Source organism: Sphingomonas sp. M1A8_2b, from assembly GCF_053345535.1.
In genome coordinates this window covers 717,772-738,461 of sequence record NZ_JBKFAH010000002.1, presented here as the reverse complement: position 1 = coordinate 738,461, position 20,690 = coordinate 717,772, and the positions used below count along the sequence as shown (strand labels likewise).

Sequence of the window (20,690 nt, the reverse complement as noted above, 5' to 3'; positions counted from 1 at the left end):
ATCCGGGGCCACGGTTCCGCAGGATTTGCGGAACCGTGGCCCAGCGACTAGTCCGCTCGCAAAGTTCAAGGAGCAGGACATGTCGCCCATAGTAGACCGCCGCCAGCTGCTGACCGGTGGCGCGGCCATCGCCGGCCTGTCGCTCGGCTCGACCGCCGCATTCGCGCAGAGCGACCGAATCGAGAGCCTGATCGCCAAGATGACCCCGGCCGAGAAGGCGGGGCAGCTCAGCTGTTTCTCCGATCAGATCCGGCCGATCGGCGTGCCCTTCAATCCCGGCCTCGCGACTGGTGGTGCTGCCGAGCAGATCGCCCGGATCAAGACCGGCCAGATCGGCATGCTGTTCAACGGAGTTGGCTACACCGGCGCGAAGGCCGCGCAGGACGCGGCGATGGCGACGCGGCTCAAGATCCCACTGATCTTCGCGGGCGACGTCATCCACGGCCTGCGCACCGCGTACCCGCTGCCGATCGCCGAAGCCTGTGCGTTCGATCCCGACCTTGCGATGCGCACCGCGCGCGCTGCGGCACTGGAAACCACCGCGCTCGGGATACACTGGACGTTCGCGCCGATGGTCGACGTCGCCCGCGACCAGCGCTGGGGTCGCGTTGCCGAAGGCTCGGGCGAAGACCCATATCTGGGCACCCAGCTGGCGAAGGCGCGCGTTCGTGGCTTCCAGGGTGACAACCTCCGCGACCCGACCCGCGTCGCCGCCTGCGCCAAGCATTTCGCCGCCTATGGCGCGGTATCCGGGGGACAGGATTACAACTTCACCGAAATATCGCCCGCCACGCTGCACGAAGTCCACCTCGCGCCGTTCAAGGCCGCGGTGGACGCGGGCGTCGCCACTTTGATGAGCGCGTTCAACGACATCGACGGTGTTCCTTCGAGCGGCAATCACTGGCTGATGACCGATCTGCTGCGCGGGCAATGGCGCTTCCGCGGCATGGTCGTCGGCGACTATACCGCGGACGAGGAACTGATCGCGCACGGCTATGCCAAGGACGGTCGCGACGCCGCGAAGAAGGCGTTCATGGCCGGGATGGACATGGCCATGCAGTCCAACCTGTTCAATCTGTGGCTGCCCGACCTCGTCGAGAAGGGCGACGTCCCGCTCGCACGGCTCGACGAAGGCGTCCGCCGCGTGCTGCATCTGAAGGACGCGATCGGGCTGTTCGACAATCCTTATCGCTCGGTCAGCCAGAAGGCCGAACGCACCAGCGTCTCGACGCCCGCCATGCTCAAGCTCAGCCGCGAGGCGGGGGCACGTTCTATCGTGCTGTTGAAGAACGACGGCAACCTGCTGCCTTTGAAGAAAAACCCCGGCAGGATCGCGCTGATCGGACCGTTCGCCGAGGATCGCCAGAACGTCGTCGGCACGTGGGCGTTCATGGCCGACGAGAAGCTCAACGTCTCGGTCGCTCAAGGCCTTCGCGCGCGGGGCGTCGCCGTGACGACGGCGCCGGGTTCGGCGATCGAAGCCCCCCTCCCCGGCGGGATTGCCGCCGCGGTTGCGGTGGCGCAGGCCGCCGATATCGTCCTGCTGGCGATCGGTGAGTCGCAACTCATGTCGGGCGAGGCGCAGTCGCGGGCCGATATCACGATTCCCGCGCCGCAGATGGCGCTGGCCGAAGCCGTCGCCGCGACCGGCAAGCCCGTTGTCGTCCTGCTCCGCCACGGCCGCGCGCTTGCGCTTCATGGTGCCGTCAAGAACGCGCCCGCTATCCTAGCGACCTGGTTTCTCGGCTCGCAAAGCGGCCACGCGATCGCCGACGTCCTGTTCGGCGACGTCAACCCGTCCGCCAAGCTGTCGGCGAGCTTCCCCAACGAAAGCGGCCAGGAGCCGTATTTCTACAACCACAAGAACACCGGCCGCCCGGCGCCGGACACCGGCAGCCAGGAATACAAGTCGCGCTACCGCGAGACGAAGAACGAGGCGCTGTACCCGTTCGGTCATGGTCTGAGCTACACGAGCTTCGCGGTATCGAACGTGTCGGTCCCAGCGAGGATGACCGACACGCTCAGCGTGCAAGCCACCATCACGAACACCGGCGCCCGCGCGGGAGACGAGGTCGTCCAGCTCTACATTCACGACCGCGTCGCCAGCCGGACGCGGCCCGTCCGCGAACTCAAGGCCTTCGCACGCGTCTCGCTATTGCCCGGCGCGTCCAAACGCGTGACATTGACCCTGAAGCGCGAAGATCTCCGCCTCTGGGGCGACGGCGATTGGGTGGTCGAGCCGGGGATGTTCGATCTCTGGGTCGCGACGAGTTCGATCGACGGCGAGAAACGAAGCTTCGAACTTGCATAGCCTTGTCTCCCCGCGAAGGCGGAAGCCCGATTTTGGTCATTGCCGTCGCGGGCAACACGTCTACATCCGCACGACCCGGTTTCCGATCCGCTCTGCCTCCTCGGGGTCGTGCGTGACCATCAGGATCGGCAGGCGCATGACATCGCGGACGTGTTCGATCGCCAGCATGATCTCTTCGCGGCGCGCGCGGTCGAGCGACGACAGCGGCTCGTCGAGCAGCAGGAACCGCGGCTGGCTGAGCAACGCACGGCCGATCGCCACGCGCTGCGCTTCGCCACCCGAGAGCGTGCGCGGCCAGCGGTCGAGCAGATGGCCGATGCCGAGGAAGTCGATGATGTCCTCGAACCGCTCCGCCTCGCCGCGGACGCCATAGAGCAGGTTCGCGCGGACGCGCATGTGCTGGAACAGCCGTGCTTCCTGGAAGACATAGCCCGCGCGACGGCGTTCGGGGGGAATATCAATGCCATCGCCGAACAGCGTCTCGCCGTCGACCGCGATCCGCCCGCGATCCGGACGCAGAAGCCCGGCCACCATGTTCAGCACGCTCGACTTGCCGATGCCGGACGGGCCGAACAGTACCGTCGCGCCATCGCCGGCCTCCAGCGTCAGCGAGACGCGAGCGTCGCCCAGTCGCTTGTCGATGTCGATCTCAAAGGACATGGAGCCCCCGTCCCGCCCGCCGCGTCAACAATTCAGACGCGATCAGAGCGATCAGCGACAACCCGACGGAGATGAAAGACAATCGCCAGACCATCGCGTCCGCCCCCGGTTGCTGCAACGCCGAGTAGATCGCCAGCGGCAACGTCTGCGTCTCGCCGGGAACGTTTGAGACGAACGTGATCGTCGCGCCGAACTCGCCGATCGATCGCGCGAAGCCGAGCACCGCACCCGCCAGCACGCCGGGAATACTGAGCGGCAATGTCAGCGTCCAGAATACGCGCCATGGCCCCGCTCCCAGAGTCCGTGCGGCGTTCTCCAGCCGTCGGTCGACCGCCTCGATCGACAACCGCATCGCGCGCACCATCAGCGGCAACGCCATCACCCCAGCCGCGATCGCCGCGCCGGTCCAGCGGAACAGCACCGTTACGCCGAACGAGTGTTGCAACCACCCGCCGATCGGTCCGTTGGGCCCGAACGCGAGCAGCAGCATCCAGCCCGTCACGACCGGCGGCACGACCAGGGGCAGATGGATCGCCGCGTCGACGATCACTTTTCCAGGAAACGCGATGCGCGCGAGAACCCAAGCGAGCGCGAACGCGACCGGCAAGGTCACGAGCATCGCCACGCCACCGACCTTGAGCGACAGCGCGACGATCCCCCATTCGGTCGCGTCGAGCATCTAGCGCGCGGAGAATCCGTAGCGGACGAAGATCGCCTTGCCCTCGCGCGAGATGAGGAACCTCCGGAACGCCTCCGCCTCGGGATTGGTCGACGTCTTCAGCCGCGCGATAGGGTAGGTGATCGCGGGGTGCGTATTGTCTGGGAAAACGCCGGCGATCCGTACCTTGGAGGAGGCCTTTGCGTCGGTCGCGTAGACGATCCCGAGCGGCGCCGCCCCGCGCTCGACCAGTGCGAGCGTCGCGCGTACGTTCTCGGCGCGGACGACCCTTGGCGAAACCTGCGCCCATACGCCGAGCTTTTCGAGCGACGCCTGCCCGTATTTTCCGGCGGGTACCGCGGTGTCCGCCATCGCCAGCGGCCCCGCGGTCAATACGCGGACGAGCGCGGCGGGAGGCCGCACCGGGATCCGGACCTTGCTGCCCGCCGGTGCGGCGACGACCAGACGGTTGCCGAGGAACGTGACGCGGGTCGTGGCGACGATCAGCTTCTTCGCCGCGAGATCGTTCATCCAGTCCTCGTCCGCCGAGACGAACAGATCCGCCGGTGCTCCCGCCTCGACCTGCCGCGCGAGCGCCGACGACGCCGCAAACGAAATGGTCGGCTTAGCGTGGCCCTTCTTCGCCCAAGCATCGGCGGCGGCGGTCATCGATTCCTGCAACGAGGCGGCGGCGAGTACCAGTGGCGAACGTTGCTGGGCCTGCGCGCCCGTTGCGGCAAAACTGACCGACATCGCCAATGCCACTATCGAATACCGCATTTGCTTAGCCCCGAACCTCATGCTCCCCGACTATATAGGGTTTCGCCATAACGCCAGCCGCTGCGAGACGTTGCTTGCGATACCTTACTTCCCCGGCGAAGACCGGAGAGGTGTTTGGTTGAGGGGGTGAACGGGAGAGCCCGGGATCGAAATCCCGTACTAGTTCGCCGTCACCCGCCCGGTTCGCGCCAGTTTTCCCCAGCCCACCAACGGACCCCGCAGCGCCTGCGCGATCGCCTTCAGCACGACGTAATACATAACCTGGCGATAGCCGATCCGCTGCGGGATCAGCAGCCAGAGCAGTCCCCAGCGTTCCTTGCGCTCAAGCGCGAAGGCGATCGTCGCGGCGAGCACGTCGATCGCGGTGAAGATCAGCCAATAGGCGAGCATCGTGTAGACGTCGTGGCTGGTCTGCTCCCAGCCATGCGCCTGCACCGACAGATAGGTCGAGGCGAAGCTGACCAGCAGCGCGAGATCGATGATCGGCGAGATCGAGGCGAGCACGATCTGGAACACGATCGCCTGCGGCAACCCGACCCAGCCGAGCCCGCGGGGATGCGAACTGCCGATCGCCGAGCGATGCTTGTAGAGGCACTGCAACGTCCCGAACGCCCAGCGGAAACGCTGTTTGGCGAGCGCGCGAATCGTCTCGGGCGCCTCCGTCCAGGCGATCGCGAACTGGTCGTACTGCACTCTCCAGCCGTGGCGCTGGATCGCGATCGTGAGATCCTGATCCTCCGCGAGCGTGTCGTCGGGATAGCCGCCGACACTGCGGATCGCTTCGAGGCGCCAAGCGCCGACCGCGCCAGGCACTACCGTCATCGCGTTGAGCCGCGCGAGCGCGCGGCGTTCGAGATTTTGCGCGGTGATGTATTCGAGCGCCTGCCATTTAGTGATCAAATTGACGCGGTTGCCGACCTTGGCATTGCCCGCGACCGCGCCGAGTTCGGGGTCGACGAACCAGCGCGCGAGCCGGGCGATAGTCATCGGTTCGAACTGCGTGTCGGCGTCGAGCGCGATGACAATCTCGCCGCGCGCGAGGTCCAGCCCGCGGTTGAGCGCGCGCGCCTTGCCACCGTTCTCCAGCGTCAGCAGGCGGACGCGGTCGTCGCTCGCGAACGCTTCGGACACGACCCGGCTGGTGCCGTCGCTCGAGCCGTCGTCGATCACGATCACCTCGATCGCGACGTCGTTCGACGCCAGCACGCCCTGCACCGCGCGGACGATCACGCGCTCCTCGTTGAACGCCGGGATCATCACCGTCACGAACCGCGACGGATCGATCGCCGGGAATACCGTCTTCAGCTCGCGCCGGGCCTGAATTAGCGCCAGCGCCGACAGTGCGAGCGCGCGGAGGATGCCGATCGTGATCGCGACTCCGAAAATCCAGCGAAGCGCAACGACTAGACCGCCGAGTATGCTGAACAACGCAAGATCGGCCATCGCGGCGACACGGTCGCTCGACGAAATCACCGGCATCGCCGCATCGCGCGACAGGCCTGCAAGCGTCGAGACGGGCACGAAGCTGTACCCCATCGCGCGCAGCCGCTCGATGATCACCGGCAGCGCGGCGACGGTCTGCGCGCGATTGCCGCCGGCGTCGTGGAGCAGGATGACGTTGCCGCTGCGCTCGGGATTGCCCGCCTCGACGCCCGCGATCGTCCGGTCGATGATCGCCTGCACGCCCGGCCGCTTCCAGTCGTCCGGGTCGACGTGGAGACCGACCGAGATGTAGCCGCGCTGCTGCGCTTCGAGTGCAGGCAAGATCTCGTCGGCGGTGCTCGGCTCGGCATCGCCGAAATAGGGTGCGCGGAACAGCCGCAGCGATCGCCCGGTGAACGCCTGGAACAGCCGCTGCGTCGCGTTCAGCTCGTACTTCACCTGCCGTGTCGAAACGTTGGCGAGATTGGGGTGCGTATAGGTGTGACTGCCGATCTCATGCCCCTCGGCGACCATCCGCTCGAGCAGCGAACGCTGCGTCAGCGCATTTTCGCCGATCACGAAGAACGTCGCTGGCGCATGCTCGCGCTTGAGGATGTCGAGGATCTGCGGCGTCCACTCGGCATCTGGGCCGTCGTCGAAGGTCAACGCGAGCTGTTTCGGGCGATAGCCCGTCCGCTCGACCACGTACGGCGAAGGCATCCGCGTGAAGTTTACGTCGGCGATCGTGCCATCCTTCGCCGGCACCGCATCGCGGATGCCCGTCACGGGCTCGGCGGCGATCTTGAGGATCTCGCCGCTGCCCTCAATATCGACGTTCGTGCCTGCGGGCATGGTGTCGATCGAGTCGGGGATCGGCAGTTTCCGGTGATCGCGCCCCCAGATCGTCCAGAGCCCGGGGTCCTCGGACCCCAGCCGCCACAATGCGACGCTCCCGAGCCCGGCCTTTTGCAGGAAAGCGATCTGGTTGTACGCCGATGCCGCATCGAGCAGCCAGACCTGATGCTTCACGCCGCCTTCGGAATAGGCGAAGCTGCTGTTGCCGCTCGCTTTGTCGAAGGTCGGGACGGTGCCGGAATCAGACGCGTTCTGCCACGCTTGCTCGACGTCGAGCGCGTCGCCATTGCCGCTGTCGGCGCCCGCATGCCAGTCATAGGCGTACGAGCCGATCGCGACGACGAGCTTCGACGGCGGAATGCCGCGCGCCGCGTCGGCGACCATGTGTGCGAACCAGCGCTGCGATGCGATCGGGCCGGGCGCGCCGCTCGTCTCGTGCTCGTCATACGCCATCAGGAAAATCTTGTCGGTCACCTTGGCATAGGCGGGCAGGTTCCAGTCGGGGTTGGCGACCGGCGCCGCGATGGCGACCACCCAGCCGCGGCTCGCGAACCGCGCGCGCGTCTCGGCGAGGAATGCGCGATAGTTGGGTTGCGCCGATGCGGGCAAATCCTCGAAATCGTAGAACACGCCGCCGGCATGGTTCGCGCTGAGGAACGGCACCAGCTTGTCGAGGAACGCCGCGCGCGCCTTCGGGTCTGCGAACAATGCTGCGCTGCCTGCGCCGTCCCAGTTCCCGTCGACCGCGTTCTGCACCATCGGCAGGATCATCGGGCGGTGGACCGCCTTGTTGAGGATGTCGCGTCCGGCCTGGTCGCGGAACACGGTGATGCTGTGGTCCTTGCCGGTGATCGAGACCCAGCCGGGGATCAGCCAGTCGAGCTGTTCGACGTGCCGCGCGAGGCTGGCGGTGCTCGCCTCGTCCCACGGCGCGTGGAAGGCGATCGCCAGCGCAGGGTTGGCGCCGTTGCCGACACCGGGCTTCGCCGCGCTCGTCCCGAACAGTTGCTTGGCATAGTAATTCAGGTCGCGCCGGGTCTCGCGAAGGATACCGCCGCGCGGCGCCGGCAGCTTGTGGAGCGCGGGGTGCTCGGGCTCGATCGGCAGCAGCGGTGCGGTCGGCACCGCGCCGATCGAGACGGCGAACACCGCGATCGACAACAGCAGCAGCACGACGAACGCAGCGACGCCAAAGGTGAACCGCCGCCGCCGGCGGCCACTGGCATCGTAGAAGACGGGATTGAGCGACATGATGGGGAGTATCAACCGGCGGAAGGAAAACGGCAAATTTCTATTTTAGGTCGCTACAGCGCGAGGCCGCCGGCCGCTGCTGAAAAATGCGTCACGCGGCTGCCAGGGGCCTAACGGGAATTCGCTGTATCCCCTCCCGCATGCTGGAGGGGACCGAGGGGTGGGCACCCGGCCCGAACACATGCTGCGCTTGACGACAGCGCGAGCCAGCCCACCCCAGCCCCTCCCGCTCACGGGAGGGGGAAGGATCAGCGGAACTTGCCGCTGAGCGAGACGCCGATGATCCGCGGTTCGTTGAATACCGCCGCCATGTAGTTTTCGATCACGCCCTTGAGGTTCTTCTCGCCGGTGATGTTGCGCGCGAATACCGCGAACTCATATGCATCGTCCGGTGCGGCGTACCCGATCTTCAGGCCGCCCTCGAAGTTGCCGTTCGCGGTGAACTCCTTGGTCTTGTACAGCACGAACTGCGTATAGCCCTGGATGTTGAAGTCGCCCGCGATGAACGCGCGACCGCCATTGCCGAGCGGCTGGTCATAGCGGGCGTTTAGGTCGACGTTATACTCAGGCGCGTTCGGCAGCGGGTTGCCATTGATCTGCGCGAACGTGTTGGCGCCGACCTTGATCGTCGGATCCTCGACGGTGCAAACCACCACGCCGTTCAGGATGCAGACCTGCGCGTAGACGTTCTTGTCGCGGATCTTGCTGTGCAACAGGCTGAGGCCCGCGCCGAGCGTCAGGTTCGGCGCCGGCTTCCAGTTCGCCTCGGCTTCCATGCCGTATGCGTCCGCCTTGTCCGCGTTGAACAGCACGCCGTTGCCGTTCACGTCGTTGCCGTTGAGCTGGATGTCCTTGACGCGGTAGGCGAAGACCGTCGCGTTCAGGCTCAGCGTGTTGTTCAGCAGGCGGCTCTTGACGCCACCCTCCCACGACAGGATCGTCTCCGACTTGGCAGTCGTGAAGTCCGAGTTGAACACCGCCGACCGGCCCTGGATCGTCGGCCCGCGGAAGCCTTCGGCGACGCGCGTGTAGAGGCTGACGTCCGGGCTCGCCTGGTACAATAGGCTCGCATCCCAGCTCGGCTTGGTCGCCTTCAGCGTCACATCGGTGCGGCCGCGATACGTGACGACGCCTGCCGCCGTATCCGCGGTCTTGAGCAGCTGCGTGCGCTTCTTGTCCTCGGTGACGCGACCGCCAACGGTCAGCGTCAGCTTGTCGACCAGTTCATAGCTGACCTGCCCGAAGCCCGCCCAGGACGTGTTGACGTCGTGCAGGCGGACCCAGTTGTTGGGATTGCGCGCGGCCGTCGTCAGGAAAAACCCGCGCTGGTAGAAGTCGGTGATGTCGCGCGTGTCGAAATACAGGCCGCCGACCTGCCAGTTGAACCGACCGCCGGGGGTGCCCGCAAGCCGGACTTCCTGCGACCACTGATCGAGATCGCGGATCTGGCCCTGCGACTGGCCGAAACCGTTCGGCTGACCGCCGACCGGGAAGTTCGCGGCCGCACCGCCATCGGTATCGCCGCGGCTGAAGCCAGACGTCGTCTCGTACGCGGTGATCGAGGTCAGCGCAGCGGGACCGAAGTCGTAGGTCGCGCGAGCCGAACCGCCATAGGTGGTGTAGCTCTGCGGGTTGTCGTTGCCTTCGTCATACGAAACGACGTTGCGTGGCTCGGCCGAAACGTCGTTCGAACCCTTCTTCAGCGCGCCGCGGTGGAACAGCGTCGAGGTACCGTCATACCAGCGGGCATGGCCCGACAGGTCGAGCGAGAACGCATTGCCCGGGGTCAGCGCGAGCTGCACGCGAATATTGCGGTCGTCGAAGCCGCCCATCGCGTCCTTGCGCGGCGTCGCTGTGTTGTCGGCACTGACGCCGGCGAACCGGTTGTCGACATAGTTCTCGCGGTGCTGGATCAGCGTCGAGAGACGGATCGCCAGAAGGTCCTTGATCAGCGGGCCGCCGACACCGGCGTCGAGGCTGACGCTGTTGTACGAACCGACCGAGGCCGACGCGCGACTCTCGAAGTCGTTGGTCGGCTTGTTGGTGTCGAACTTGATGATGCCAGCGGTGGTGTTGCGCCCGAACAACGAGCCCTGCGGACCGCGCAGCACTTCGACCTGGCGCACGTCGAACACGGGGTTCGACTTCAGCACGACATGCTCGAGGATCACGTCGTCCTGGATGATCGTGACCGGCTGCGAGGCGCCGAGATAGAAATCGATGTTGCCGAGACCGCGGATGTAGAAGCGTGGGAAGATGCGACCGGTCGTCGACTCGACGTACAGGCCGGGGACGCGGCCCGACAATGCGAGCAGCGTGTCGTCGCCGCCCGAGGTGTAGGTGCGCAATGCGTCACCCGATGCGACGCCGACCGACAGCGGCACCTTCTGGAGGTTCTCGGAGCGACGCTCGGCGGTGACGACGATGTCGCCGAGACCTTCCTCGGGAGCGGCCTGCTCCTGAACGGGCGCGGCCTGCGCGAACGCGGCCGAACCACCCACAACCGAACCAAACGCGACGCCGAGCATCAGCGCCGACTTAACGACCGAAATCTTCAAAGTTTTTATTCCCCAATTGTGTCGCGCCGTCCCTGACGACCGGCCGCACATCCTAAAAATACAACGTCGCTAATCGTCGTCGACCGCCCTCCCCGGACGGCCCGACGACGCCTAGCGACGCTCACTCCCCGTTCCGGCGGTTAGGCGGGGATTGTGTTGGTATGATGACAGTTGGTGATGGCGTGGTCGGGCGAGCACAGGTTTGCAACATGGTGCGATATTTTTGCCGATAGCGACCGGTAGAGGCGCCATGCTAGCCTCATCCAATGGACCTGCTGATGCGATTTTGGCTGACCATCCGGCACTCGGGGTGGTTCGAGCCCAGTACGACCGGCGGCATCTTCCCGTTCCCCTTCGCCTGGCAGGCCTGGGCGATCATGGCTGCGTTTATGGCCGCGATCGCGGCGAGCGTCATACTGCACGGCGAAGCGGCGTGGCTGACGCGGATTATCCTTTGCGTCGGCTACATCGCATTCGGGATCGCGACCTACGAGTGACCGCGGGCCGCCAGGTCAGCTTCAGCAATCTCCGCCTGTTCGATCGGTAGATGCCAAAACCGATTTCATGACAGCAACGGCATCTTCACGCGCGATCGATGGACGAGCATCCGCCAACGACCGCGACCTTTTTGCGCAACCAGCGATCATAGACTTCGCTGAGATCGAGGATCCGGACTCGAGGGGTTTTGGTGATACTCGCGCCATCAGGCAAGCCTAGGTCTGTCGCTACCGAATGCAACGGAGTGGCGCCGCGGCAAAGCCGCGCCGTCGGACGACACGACCGAGTACCAGGTCGGCCGGTCGCCGTCCGGCTAGACGCTTGTCCTCGTCCAAGCAAAGCTTGGCTTCAGGCGTCGTCGCCCATCCTCAGCGCTGCGATAAACGCCTCCTGCGGAATGCTGACCGAGCCGTATTCGCGCATCTTCAGCTTGCCCTTCTTCTGCTTTTCCAGAAGCTTCTTCTTGCGACTGGCGTCGCCACCATAGCATTTGGCGGTCACGTCCTTGCGCATCGCGCTGATCGTCTCGCGCGCAATCACCTTGCCGCCGATCGCCGCCTGGATCGGGATCTTGAACAGGTGGCGCGGGATCAGTTCCTTGAGTCGCTCGACCATGCCGCGACCGCGGACTTCGGCGGTGCCGCGGTGGACGATCATGCTCAGCGCATCGACCGGCTCCTCGTTGACGAGGATGCCCATCTTGACGAGATCACCCTCGCGGTAGCCGATCTGGTGATAATCGAAGCTCGCATAGCCCTTCGACATCGACTTCAGCCGATCGTAGAAATCGAATACGACCTCGTTCAGCGGCAGTTCGTAGGTCGCCTGCGCGCGACCACCGACATAGGTCAGGTTCTTCTGGATGCCGCGGCGATCCTGACACAGCTTGAGGACGCTGCCGAGATACTCGTCAGGGACGTAGATCGTCGCCTCGATCCACGGCTCGCTGATCGTCGCGATCTTGTTAGGCTCCGGCATGTCGGCGGGGTTGTGCAGCTCGATATGCGTCGTGCCGGACGGATCGGGGTGGGTCAGCTCGATCTCGTAGACGACAGACGGCGCGGTGGTGATCAGGTCTAGATCATATTCGCGCGTCAGCCGTTCCTGGATGATCTCCAGATGCAGCAATCCGAGGAACCCGCAGCGGAAGCCGAAGCCCAGCGCCGCCGACGTCTCCATCTCGAACGAGAAGCTTGCATCGTTGAGGCGCAGCTTCGAGATGCTCTCGCGCAGCTTCTCGAACTCGGCGGCATCGACCGGGAACATCCCGCAGAACACCACCGGCTGGACTTCCTTGAAGCCCGCCAGCGCCTCCAGCGCAGGCCGCTTCGCATCGGTGATCGTGTCGCCGACGCGGGTCTGTGCGACCTCCTTGATCTGCGCGGTGATGAAGCCCATCTCGCCGGTGCCGAGTTCGGTCAGCTGCTCGATCTTCGGACGGAAACAGCCGACCCGGTCGACCAGATGCATCGTGCCGGTCTGCATGAACTTGATCTGCTGGCCCTTTTTCAGGACCCCGTCGATCACGCGCACCAGGATGACGACGCCGAGATACGGGTCGTACCAGCTGTCGACCAACATCGCCTTCAACGGCGCCTCCGGGTCGCCGCTGGGCGGCGGGATCTTGGTGACGATAGCTTCGAGGATCTCGACGATGCCGATCCCGGACTTCGCCGACGCGAGCACCGCCTCGGACGCGTCGATGCCGATCACGTCCTCGATCTCCTTGCGCACCTTCTCGGGCTCGGCGGCGGGGAGATCGATCTTGTTGATGACCGGCACGATCTCATGGTCGTGCTCGATCGACTGGTACACGTTGGCCAAGGTCTGCGCCTCGACGCCCTGCGCGGCATCGACCACCAGCAGCGCGCCTTCGCACGCGGCGAGGCTGCGGCTCACTTCATAGGCGAAGTCGACATGCCCCGGCGTGTCCATCAGGTTGAGGACGTAATCGAGGCCGTCCTTGGCGTGATAGGCGAGGCGCACGGTCTGCGCCTTGATCGTGATCCCGCGTTCCTTCTCGATGTCCATGTTGTCGAGCACCTGCTCGGACATTTCGCGCGCGGTGAGGCCGCCAGTTTCCTGGATCAGCCGGTCGGCGAGCGTCGACTTCCCATGGTCGATATGGGCGATGATGGAGAAATTGCGGATGCGGTCGAGCGGAGTCATGCCGCGCTCCTAGCAGCGACGTCGCGCGGGGGATAGACGCGGACACGGCCGATAGACACACGCGTTATTTGTCTTGATCGTTACCGATGTCGCGGCTAGGGCGCTCACCGGCAATGTTGTCGGGGCGTGGCGCAGTCTGGTAGCGCACTGGTCTCGGGGTCCAGGGGTCGTAGGTTCGAATCCTATCGCCCCGACCATTGCCTATTTTTTGGGTTCAGCCCTGATTTCCCCGAACATCCTTCATCAGGCGTGGCGATTCCCGCCGCATCGGTCCCCATTTTCACGGCGCGTACTGGCTTGATCGCACCGCAACGGGCTATCGGTTGGAAATAGGCCGACAGCAGGGAGAGGATTGTCGTGATCGAGGTCAATTTCGACGGACTGGTCGGGCCGACGCACAATTATGCCGGGCTCTCGATCGGCAATCTGGCCTCGGCGAGCAATGCAGGCGCGGTCTCGGCGCCTCGGGTGGCCGCACTCCAGGGTCTCGGCAAGATGCGGCGGCTCATGGCGTTGGGGTTCAGGCAGGGGATCTTTCTCCCGCATGTGCGTCCGAATATCGGCTGGCTGCGGACGCTGGGCTTTGCCGGCAGCGATAGTGAAGTGCTTGCAACCGCGTGGCGCGCGGATCGCGCACTCGTCGCAAACGCCTTCTCGGCATCGGCAATGTGGACCGCGAATGCCGGGACGGTGTCGCCAGCGCCAGATACCGCGGACGGGCTCTGCCATGTCTCGGTGGCGAACCTGTCCACCATGCCGCACCGGGCGAGCGAGTGCGAACAGACCGAGCGTCAGTTGCGGCTTGCATTCGGCGATCCGCGCTTCTTCCGGGTCCATGCTCCGGTCCCTGCAGCCTTTGGCGACGAGGGTGCCGCAAACTTCATGCGGATCGTGCCGCAAGCGGGCGGCGCCGGCGTCGAGATCTTCGTCTATGGCGAGGGACACGCTGGCGGCTTCCCGGCTCGCCAATCGCGCGCCGCGAGCGAAGCGGTCGCGCGGCGCCACGGCCTCGACCCTGGGCGCACGCTGATGGTCCGGCAGAGCGACGCCGCGATCGCTGCCGGCGCGTTTCACAACGACGTCGTGGCAGTCGCAAACGGGCATGTCCTGTTTACGCACGAGCACGCCTTCGCCGATCCGGCGGCATTCTACAGCGAACTTAAGGCGATCGTTCCGGACGTCGCGATCCTCGCGGTGCCAGCCGAGCGGGTCAGCCTGAAAACCGCGATCGGAACCTATCTGTTTAATTCCCAACTCGTCACCGCGGCGGACGGCATGATGACCCTCGTGCTTCCTGCCGAAGCGCGGGAGAATGCCGCGGTGTGGCGCTGGCTGACCGAGCAGGTCGAGAGCGGCGGTCCGATCCGCCGGCTTGAAGTCGTCGATGTGCGGGAATCGATGCGCAACGGCGGTGGCCCCGCTTGTTTGCGGCTGCGAGTCCAGGTCGCCGAGGATGCCCTGGCCGCGATCGACCCGCGGTTCATGCTCGACGAAACGATCTGCGGCCGGATCGAAGCGGTCGTCGCGCGCGAATGGCCGGAGGCGATCGGCTTCGACGATCTCGGCGATCCGCGCCTGTGGGAGCAGTGCGCACGGGCACGCGCCGCCCTGATCGAAACGCTTGGTTTCGGACCCGACGAGATCTGAGCCAGAACTGGAAGAAGCGCCCCGCCCGTCCGTGCGACACTCTCGTATCCGGGCGGGGCGCCGTGGACGCTGCATCGATCCGACGCACGTCTCTATCGGCAAGCTAACACGGCAGGCGCCATTGAAAATGTCCGTGAGGCACGCTTGGCGGTCGTCTATCCCGATTATCGCCCGGTATGCCGACGATCCGCCGAGCGGGCGTCCTCGGTGGGGACGGTCGGGTCGCTCGCGCCGGGAAGCTTCACTTTGCGGAGCGCGGCGATCGCCTGCCGCGCACCGGGCGGGGCAACCTGAACGAACAGCGCGAACAACGCCTCGTCGGTGAGCGTGTCGATCGCGACCCCCAGCGGCAGGGCGATCGCCTGCCGACTGCGCGCGCCGGGTTGCGCTTCGATCACGATCGTCCGCCATGCCATCCCGACCGGCGGCTCGCCGCCGACGTCGCTGAACTCGCCTGGGATCATGGTGCGGAGTCGCAAGCGGCGGTCGGGGTTCCTGGCGAACCACGACACGTCCCCTGCGGCGGCGATTTCCACCGCGATGCTGTGTACATTCATATCGCTACCTCGCTCCGATCGCGCGCTCTTGACCGCGCGGGTGTTACCGACCCGCCGCAGATACAAGCGAGAAATCGCCACGCCGCAACTTACTATTGATAATAGTTATCATAAACATTAGCGGGGCGGTTCTCGATAAGGAAAACCCATGACACGTCGTCGCTTCGGCACCGCCCTCCTGCTTGGTACTACGCTCGCCGCTTTGCCGGTGCAGGCGCAAGTTCGGACAGAGGACGGCGAAACCGGCGCGATCGTCGTGACGGGTCAGCATGCGCGCGGTCAGGCGTCGTCGGGTACCAAGACCGATACGCCGCTGGCCGAGACGCCGCAGTCGATCAGCGTCATCACCGCCGACGACATTGCCGGGCGCAGCCTGCAAAACCTCAACCAGGCGCTGCGCTTCGTCGCCGGTGTCACGCCGGAAACGCGCGGCGCGAGTGCGGAGGTCTATGACCAGTTCAAGCTGCGCGGGTTCGATGCGCCGGTCTATCTCGACGGCCTGAAGCAGTTCGGCAGCGCGTCCGGTTACGCGGTCCCGCAGATCGACGTCTCGCGGCTCGACCGGATCGAAGTCATCAAGGGCCCCGCTTCGGTGCTCTACGGCCAGTCCAGCCCCGGCGGGCTCGTCGCGGAGTCGAGCAAGCTGCCGCTCGACCAGGCGTTGTACGGCGCGATCGGCGGCACCTACGGCAACTATGATCTCTACCGTGTCGATGCCGATATCGGCGGCCGTGCCGGTGATGGCGTCCTTTGGCGGATCAACGGAAGCGTCAACGGTGCCGACACGCAGCAAAAATTTGGCAAGCGCGAGCGCCAGACGATCTCGGGCGCAGTGACCGTCGGCGCGGGCAGCTCGACCAGCTTCACCCTGCTCGGCGCCTATTCGCACGACCCGTACAACGGCGATTACGGCGTTTTCCCGGCCAGCGGCACGCTGATCGCCAACCCCAACGGCAAGCTCCCGACCAGCTTCGACGGCGGCGAGGCGGGCAACCGGTTCAGCCGCGAACAGGCCGCGCTCACCTATATCTTTCGCCACGATTTCGGCGGCGGCTGGGCGTTCCGCTCTTCGGGCCGGTATCAATATGTGAAGTCGAACCTCGGCCTGATCTATACCGCGGGTGGCCTCGACGCGACCGATCCGACGCAGCAGACCTATAGCCGCGCCTCCTATGCGACGCGCGAACAGCTCAACAACTGGACCTTCGACAACCAGCTGACCGGCACGGTGCAGACCGGTCCGGTCAAGCATACGCTGTTGTTCGGTGTCGATCGCCAGGTCGCGCATTCGGCCGAGGTCGCCGCGTTCGGCACCGCGCCATCGATCAACGGTTTCGCCCCGGTCTATGGCACGGCGGTAGTGCCGACCACGCCCGACGCGATCGGCGGGCAGTTCACGATCGACGTGCAGCAGCGTCAGCAGGGCGTCTACGCGCAGGACCAGATGTCGCTTGGCGACCTCCGCGTGGTCCTCAGCGGGCGGCAGGATTGGGCGCGTGCGCATCAGGACGGCCGCGACGTCAAGCACGATAAGAAGTTTACGTATCGCGCAGCCGCTCTTTATACACTTCCGTTCGGTCTTGCGCCGTACGTCAGCTATTCGACCTCGTTCGAACAGCAAGCCAGTCCAGTGACGAGAAGCGACGGAACATCGGGACTGGCGGACCCATCGCTCGGCAAGCAGCTTGAGGCCGGTGCGAAGTTCACCGTTCCCGGCACCCAGATCCTGCTCTCGGGTGCGTGGTTCCGGATTGACCAGACCAATGTCCTGACGAACACACCCGATTTCAGCGTGTCTCGGCAGACGGGCGGCGTTCGCTCGCAGGGTGTCGAGTTCGAAGGGAGCGCCCCCCTTCCCTACGGGTTCGACGCGCGCGTCGCCTATAGCCGCCAGCGCGTGAAGGTTACGAGCGACGCCGACGATCCGTCGCGCGTAGGTCGCGGACTCGAGACGGTCGGGCGTGGCGGCACGACGCTCGCGCTGAATTGGTCCCCGCCCGAGGGTGGCATTGCAGGGCTGACGATCGGCGCCGCTCTGCGCCATGTCGATCAGGTCTACGCCGGCGTCACGCCGGGCGAAACCGTCGGACGCAACAGCCCGTCCTATACCGTGTACGACGCGCTCATCCGCTACGACCTGGCGAAGTTCGCCCCCTCGCTCCACGGCCTGAGCCTGGCGATCAACGGCGCCAACATCTTCGACAAGAAGTATCTGACGTCGTGCTTCGCCAACTACAACTGGTGCTGGTACGGCAACCGCCGGACCGTCCAGGCGACGATCGGCTATCGCTTCTGAGGCGGTAACGACGAGACATCCTGGCCGTTCGACATTTGGTCATCGGTCGGGAGCAAGGAAGTCTTCGGGATGACGACGTCAGCGTAGCGATCCGGTATAGTCGCCCAATGCTGCCGATCCTCTACAGTTTCCGACGATGCCCCTATGCGATGCGGGCACGGCTTGCGATCGTGGTGCGCGCGCGCGGTGTCGAACTGCGGGAGGTCGTCTTGCGCGCCAAGCCGCCCGCGATGCTCGCGGCATCACCCAAGGGTACGGTGCCGGTGCTCGTCCTGCCGGACGGGGCGGTGATCGACGAGAGCCTCGCGATCATGCGATGGGCGTTCGCCTCCGGCGAGGTCGCGGGGGATGGCGAGACGGATCCGGATGCGTTGATCGCCACGAATGACGGCGCGTTCAAATATCACCTCGATCGGTACAAATATGCCGACCGCTATGGGGTGAACCGTCTGGAGCATCGCGCGGGCGCCACGGACATCCTCGCCAACCTCGACCAACGGCTGCGCGTCGCCGATCATCTCGGACGCGACGCACTGTCCCTCGTCGACCTGGCGATCATGCCGTTCGTGCGCCAGTTCGCCGAAACCGATCGATCGTATTTCGAGGGTTTGCCGATGCCGGGTTTGCAGGCCTGGCTGACGCGGCATCTGTCGTCGCGGCTCTTCGAACGGATCATGGTCCGCCCTCCGCCGTGGACCGAAGGCGATCCATCAACCATCTTTCCGGACGACGCCTCCTGAGCGGCGATCGACGACGATCGACGACGATCGCCGCTCAGGGTTCATCACCGCGTCATTTCGCCGAAGCGGCAAGCCCACGATCTTCGAGCATCGGGCCGATATCGGGGTCCTTGCCGTAGAACGCCTTGAACATCGGACCGTAGTCCTCTGTATGGCCCTTCGACAGGATCATGTCGCGGAAGCGCTGGCCGTTCGCGCGAGTCAGCCCACCATGCGCCATGAACCACGCATACGCGTCGTTATCGAGCATCTGCGTCCACAGATACGCATAGTAGCCGGCCGCATAGCCACCCGCCCAGATGTGCGCGAAATAGCTGGTACGATAGCGCGGGGGCACGTCCTTCGTGTCGAGACCCATCGAGTTCAGCGCCTTGGTCTCGAACGCATCGACGTCCTGCGGCCCCGCCGACGCCGGCAGCGAGTGCCAGTCCTGGTCGAGCGTCGCCGCCGCCACCAGTTCGCCCAGTTCATAGCCCTGGTTAAACTTCGCCGCGTTCTTGATCTTCGTCACCAGCGCCTGCGGCATCACCGCGCCGGTGCGATAATCCTTGGCATAGTTCGCGAACACCTTGGGATCGAGCGCCCAATGCTCGTTGAACTGCGACGGGAACTCGACCCAGTCGCGCGCGGTGTTGGTGCCCGACACCAGCGGATAGGTCTGGTTCGCGAACAGACCGTGCAGCGCATGGCCGAACTCGTGGAACATCGTCGTGACGTCGTCGAACGTGATCAGCGCAGGCTGGCCCGGCGCGGGCTTGGTGAAGTTGCCGACGTTATAGACGACGGGCTTGGTCTTCAGCAGCTTCGACTGGCCGACGAAGTTCGACATCCACGCGCCGCCAGCCTTGTTGTCGCGCTTCCAGTAATCGAAATACATCAGGCCGAGTTCGGAGCCGTCCTTGTCGTAGACGGTGAAGACGCGGATGTCCGGCTGGTAGGTCGGGATGTCGCGGCGTTCCTTGAAGGTTACGCCGTAGAGCTGGTTCGCGGCGAAGAACACGCCGTCGGTCAGCACGCGCGAAATCTCGAAATACGGCTTCAGCTCGTTCTGGTCGAGGTCGTACTTGGCTTTCCGCACCTTGTCCGAATAGAAATCCCAGTCCGACGGCGCGAGCGGGAAGGATGCGCCGGTCGCGTTTATGGTTTTCTGCAACTCGGCCGCCTCGAGACGCTGTTCCGCAGCGGTCGCGGGGACGAGCTGCGTCATGAAGCCCTTCGCCGCCGCCGGGGTCTTCGCCATCTGGTCGTACAGCGAGTAGGCGGCATAGTTCGGATAGCCGAGCAACTGCGCCTTCTGCGCGCGCAACTGTGCGATCTTCTGGATCAGTGCGCGCGTATCGTTGGCATCGCCACGCTGCGACCGGTTCCAGCTCTTCTCGAACAGCGCCGCGCGGGTTGCGCGATCTGAGAGCGAGGCGAGCGCGGGCTGCTGCGTCGTGTTCTGGAGCGACAGCACGTATTTGCCGGGCATGCCGCGCTCCTTCGCGCCTTCCGCGGCGGCGGCGATCTCGGCATCGCTCAGCCCGGCGAGCTTGGCCTTGTCGTCGACCACCAGCGCGCCCGCCTTGGTCCCGGCGAGCAGCTTCTGCTGAAAGTCGGTCGTCGCGGTCGAGATCTGCGTGTTGAGCAACCGCAGCTTGGCCTTGTCGGCATCGTTCAGCTGCGCGCCGGCGTGGAGGAAGTCGTTATGGTAAATCTCGAGGACCTGCTTCTGCTCGGCATCGAGACCGAGCGAATCCTTCTTCGCATACAGCGCCTGGACGCGCGCGAAGAGCTTCGGGTCGAGATAGATCGCGTCGCTGTGCTGCGCGAGCTTGGGCGCCTCGGCGGACCGCACCGCGTCGAGCGCATCGTTGGTGTTCGCCTGCGACACGCCGAAGAACGCCTGGCTCGCGCGGTCGAGCGTCCGGCCCGACCGCTCCATCGCCTCGATCGTGTTGGCGAAGGTCGGTGCCGCGGTGTTGTTCGCGATCGCCTTCATCTCGGCGATCTGCTCCGCCATGCCCTGCTCCAGCGCGGGCTGGTAATCGGTGTCCTTGATCTGATCGAAGCGCGGTGCCTGGAACGGCAGCGTGCTGGGGACAGTCAGTGGATTGACGCGCGCCGCCTGGACGGGCGCTAGCCCCGCGAAACAGCAGAGGATGGCGGCGGAACGGAGCAAAGTGGAACGCGGCATCGGTGTCTCACAAAGACAGGAGTGATGACGCGCTTCTTGCATGGACCGTCGCAGCGTTACAATGTCTCAATTAGCCTGCGCCCGATATCCCCAGGGCCCGCGGGACGGCATC

13 protein-coding genes and 1 tRNA gene are annotated in these 20,690 nt (G+C 65.2%); 6 read left to right on the top strand and 8 right to left on the bottom strand.

The window, feature by feature from the left end; all coding sequences use genetic code 11:
- Positions 1 to 79 precede the first annotated feature (79 nt).
- Positions 80 to 2,311 carry a glycoside hydrolase family 3 N-terminal domain-containing protein gene (locus tag ACLBWL_RS11485; protein WP_447793103.1) on the top strand — a complete coding sequence of 744 codons (2,232 nt, stop codon included), beginning with the start codon at positions 80 to 82 and terminating at the stop codon, positions 2,309 to 2,311.
- Between the two features lie 60 nt (positions 2,312 to 2,371).
- On the opposite strand, the gene ACLBWL_RS11480 is transcribed toward ACLBWL_RS11485, so the two are convergent.
- The 5 genes from ACLBWL_RS11480 to ACLBWL_RS11460 form a co-directional block, all read right to left on the bottom strand.
- Positions 2,372 to 2,971, bottom strand: coding sequence for an ATP-binding cassette domain-containing protein (locus ACLBWL_RS11480; RefSeq protein WP_447793101.1), 600 nt, complete (start codon positions 2,969 to 2,971; stop codon positions 2,372 to 2,374).
- On the bottom strand, positions 2,961 to 3,650 hold the full coding sequence (gene modB, locus ACLBWL_RS11475) for a molybdate ABC transporter permease subunit (protein ID WP_447793099.1): 690 nt from the start codon (positions 3,648 to 3,650) through the stop codon (positions 2,961 to 2,963). The genes ACLBWL_RS11480 and modB overlap by 11 nt, the downstream gene beginning before the upstream one ends.
- On the bottom strand, positions 3,651 to 4,409 hold the full coding sequence (gene modA, locus ACLBWL_RS11470) for a molybdate ABC transporter substrate-binding protein (RefSeq protein WP_447793097.1): 759 nt from the start codon (positions 4,407 to 4,409) through the stop codon (positions 3,651 to 3,653).
- Positions 4,410 to 4,568: 159 nt separating this feature from the next.
- Positions 4,569 to 7,937: a polysaccharide deacetylase family protein gene (locus tag ACLBWL_RS11465; protein WP_447793095.1), complete on the bottom strand. Its 3,369-nt coding sequence runs from the start codon at positions 7,935 to 7,937 to the stop codon at positions 4,569 to 4,571.
- A 248-nt stretch (positions 7,938 to 8,185) separates the two neighbouring features.
- On the bottom strand, positions 8,186 to 10,465 hold the full coding sequence (locus ACLBWL_RS11460) for a TonB-dependent receptor (RefSeq protein ID WP_447793497.1): 2,280 nt from the start codon (positions 10,463 to 10,465) through the stop codon (positions 8,186 to 8,188).
- A gap of 296 nt (positions 10,466 to 10,761) precedes the next feature.
- Between ACLBWL_RS11460 and ACLBWL_RS11455 the strand changes: the two genes are divergently transcribed.
- Complete coding sequence (locus ACLBWL_RS11455; RefSeq protein ID WP_447793093.1) at positions 10,762 to 10,992, top strand: hypothetical protein; 231 nt, start codon at positions 10,762 to 10,764, stop codon at positions 10,990 to 10,992.
- A 349-nt stretch (positions 10,993 to 11,341) separates the two neighbouring features.
- On the opposite strand, the gene lepA is transcribed toward ACLBWL_RS11455, so the two are convergent.
- A complete protein-coding gene (lepA, locus tag ACLBWL_RS11450) occupies positions 11,342 to 13,162 on the bottom strand; it encodes a translation elongation factor 4 (RefSeq protein ID WP_056049136.1) in 1,821 nt (606 codons plus the stop codon).
- 120 nt (positions 13,163 to 13,282) lie between these two features.
- Here lepA and ACLBWL_RS11445 point away from each other — a divergent pair.
- Positions 13,283 to 13,359: transfer RNA gene (locus tag ACLBWL_RS11445), tRNA-Pro, on the top strand.
- A gap of 154 nt (positions 13,360 to 13,513) precedes the next feature.
- Positions 13,514 to 14,809: an N-succinylarginine dihydrolase gene (locus ACLBWL_RS11440; protein WP_447793495.1), complete on the top strand. Its 1,296-nt coding sequence runs from the start codon at positions 13,514 to 13,516 to the stop codon at positions 14,807 to 14,809.
- 164 nt (positions 14,810 to 14,973) lie between these two features.
- Here the strand turns inward: ACLBWL_RS11440 and ACLBWL_RS11435 are convergent, their stop codons facing one another.
- Positions 14,974 to 15,366, bottom strand: a complete 393-nt coding sequence (locus tag ACLBWL_RS11435) for a hypothetical protein (RefSeq protein ID WP_447793090.1) — start codon at positions 15,364 to 15,366, stop codon at positions 14,974 to 14,976.
- 148 nt (positions 15,367 to 15,514) lie between these two features.
- On the opposite strand from ACLBWL_RS11435, the gene ACLBWL_RS11430 reads away from it, so the two are divergent.
- Positions 15,515 to 17,662, top strand: coding sequence for a TonB-dependent siderophore receptor (locus ACLBWL_RS11430; RefSeq protein ID WP_447793088.1), 2,148 nt, complete (start codon positions 15,515 to 15,517; stop codon positions 17,660 to 17,662).
- A gap of 107 nt (positions 17,663 to 17,769) precedes the next feature.
- Positions 17,770 to 18,402: a glutathione S-transferase gene (locus ACLBWL_RS11425; protein WP_447793086.1), complete on the top strand. Its 633-nt coding sequence runs from the start codon at positions 17,770 to 17,772 to the stop codon at positions 18,400 to 18,402.
- Positions 18,403 to 18,454: 52 nt separating this feature from the next.
- On the opposite strand, the gene ACLBWL_RS11420 is transcribed toward ACLBWL_RS11425, so the two are convergent.
- Entirely contained in the window at positions 18,455 to 20,578 is a 2,124-nt protein-coding gene (locus ACLBWL_RS11420; RefSeq protein WP_447793084.1) for a M3 family metallopeptidase, read from the bottom strand.
- Positions 20,579 to 20,690: the final 112 nt, after the last annotated feature.

Bases quoted from the DNA above. Each gene is read 5' to 3' on its own strand.
- ACLBWL_RS11485 (WP_447793103.1), top strand. From the start codon at position 80: ATGTCGCCCATAGTAGACCGCCGCCAGCTGCTGACCGGTGGCGCGGCC.
- ACLBWL_RS11460 (WP_447793497.1), bottom strand. From the start codon at position 10,465: ATGCTCGGCGTCGCGTTTGGTTCGGTTGTGGGTGGTTCGGCCGCGTTC.
- ACLBWL_RS11420 (WP_447793084.1), bottom strand. From the start codon at position 20,578: ATGCCGCGTTCCACTTTGCTCCGTTCCGCCGCCATCCTCTGCTGTTTC.
- modA (WP_447793097.1), bottom strand. From the start codon at position 4,409: ATGCGGTATTCGATAGTGGCATTGGCGATGTCGGTCAGTTTTGCCGCA.
- ACLBWL_RS11465 (WP_447793095.1), bottom strand. From the start codon at position 7,937: ATGTCGCTCAATCCCGTCTTCTACGATGCCAGTGGCCGCCGGCGGCGG.
- ACLBWL_RS11480 (WP_447793101.1), bottom strand. From the start codon at position 2,971: ATGTCCTTTGAGATCGACATCGACAAGCGACTGGGCGACGCTCGCGTC.
- ACLBWL_RS11435 (WP_447793090.1), bottom strand. From the start codon at position 15,366: ATGAATGTACACAGCATCGCGGTGGAAATCGCCGCCGCAGGGGACGTG.
- ACLBWL_RS11425 (WP_447793086.1), top strand. From the start codon at position 17,770: ATGCTGCCGATCCTCTACAGTTTCCGACGATGCCCCTATGCGATGCGG.
- lepA (WP_056049136.1), bottom strand. From the start codon at position 13,162: ATGACTCCGCTCGACCGCATCCGCAATTTCTCCATCATCGCCCATATC.
- ACLBWL_RS11430 (WP_447793088.1), top strand. From the start codon at position 15,515: ATGACACGTCGTCGCTTCGGCACCGCCCTCCTGCTTGGTACTACGCTC.
- modB (WP_447793099.1), bottom strand. From the start codon at position 3,650: ATGCTCGACGCGACCGAATGGGGGATCGTCGCGCTGTCGCTCAAGGTC.
- ACLBWL_RS11455 (WP_447793093.1), top strand. From the start codon at position 10,762: ATGGACCTGCTGATGCGATTTTGGCTGACCATCCGGCACTCGGGGTGG.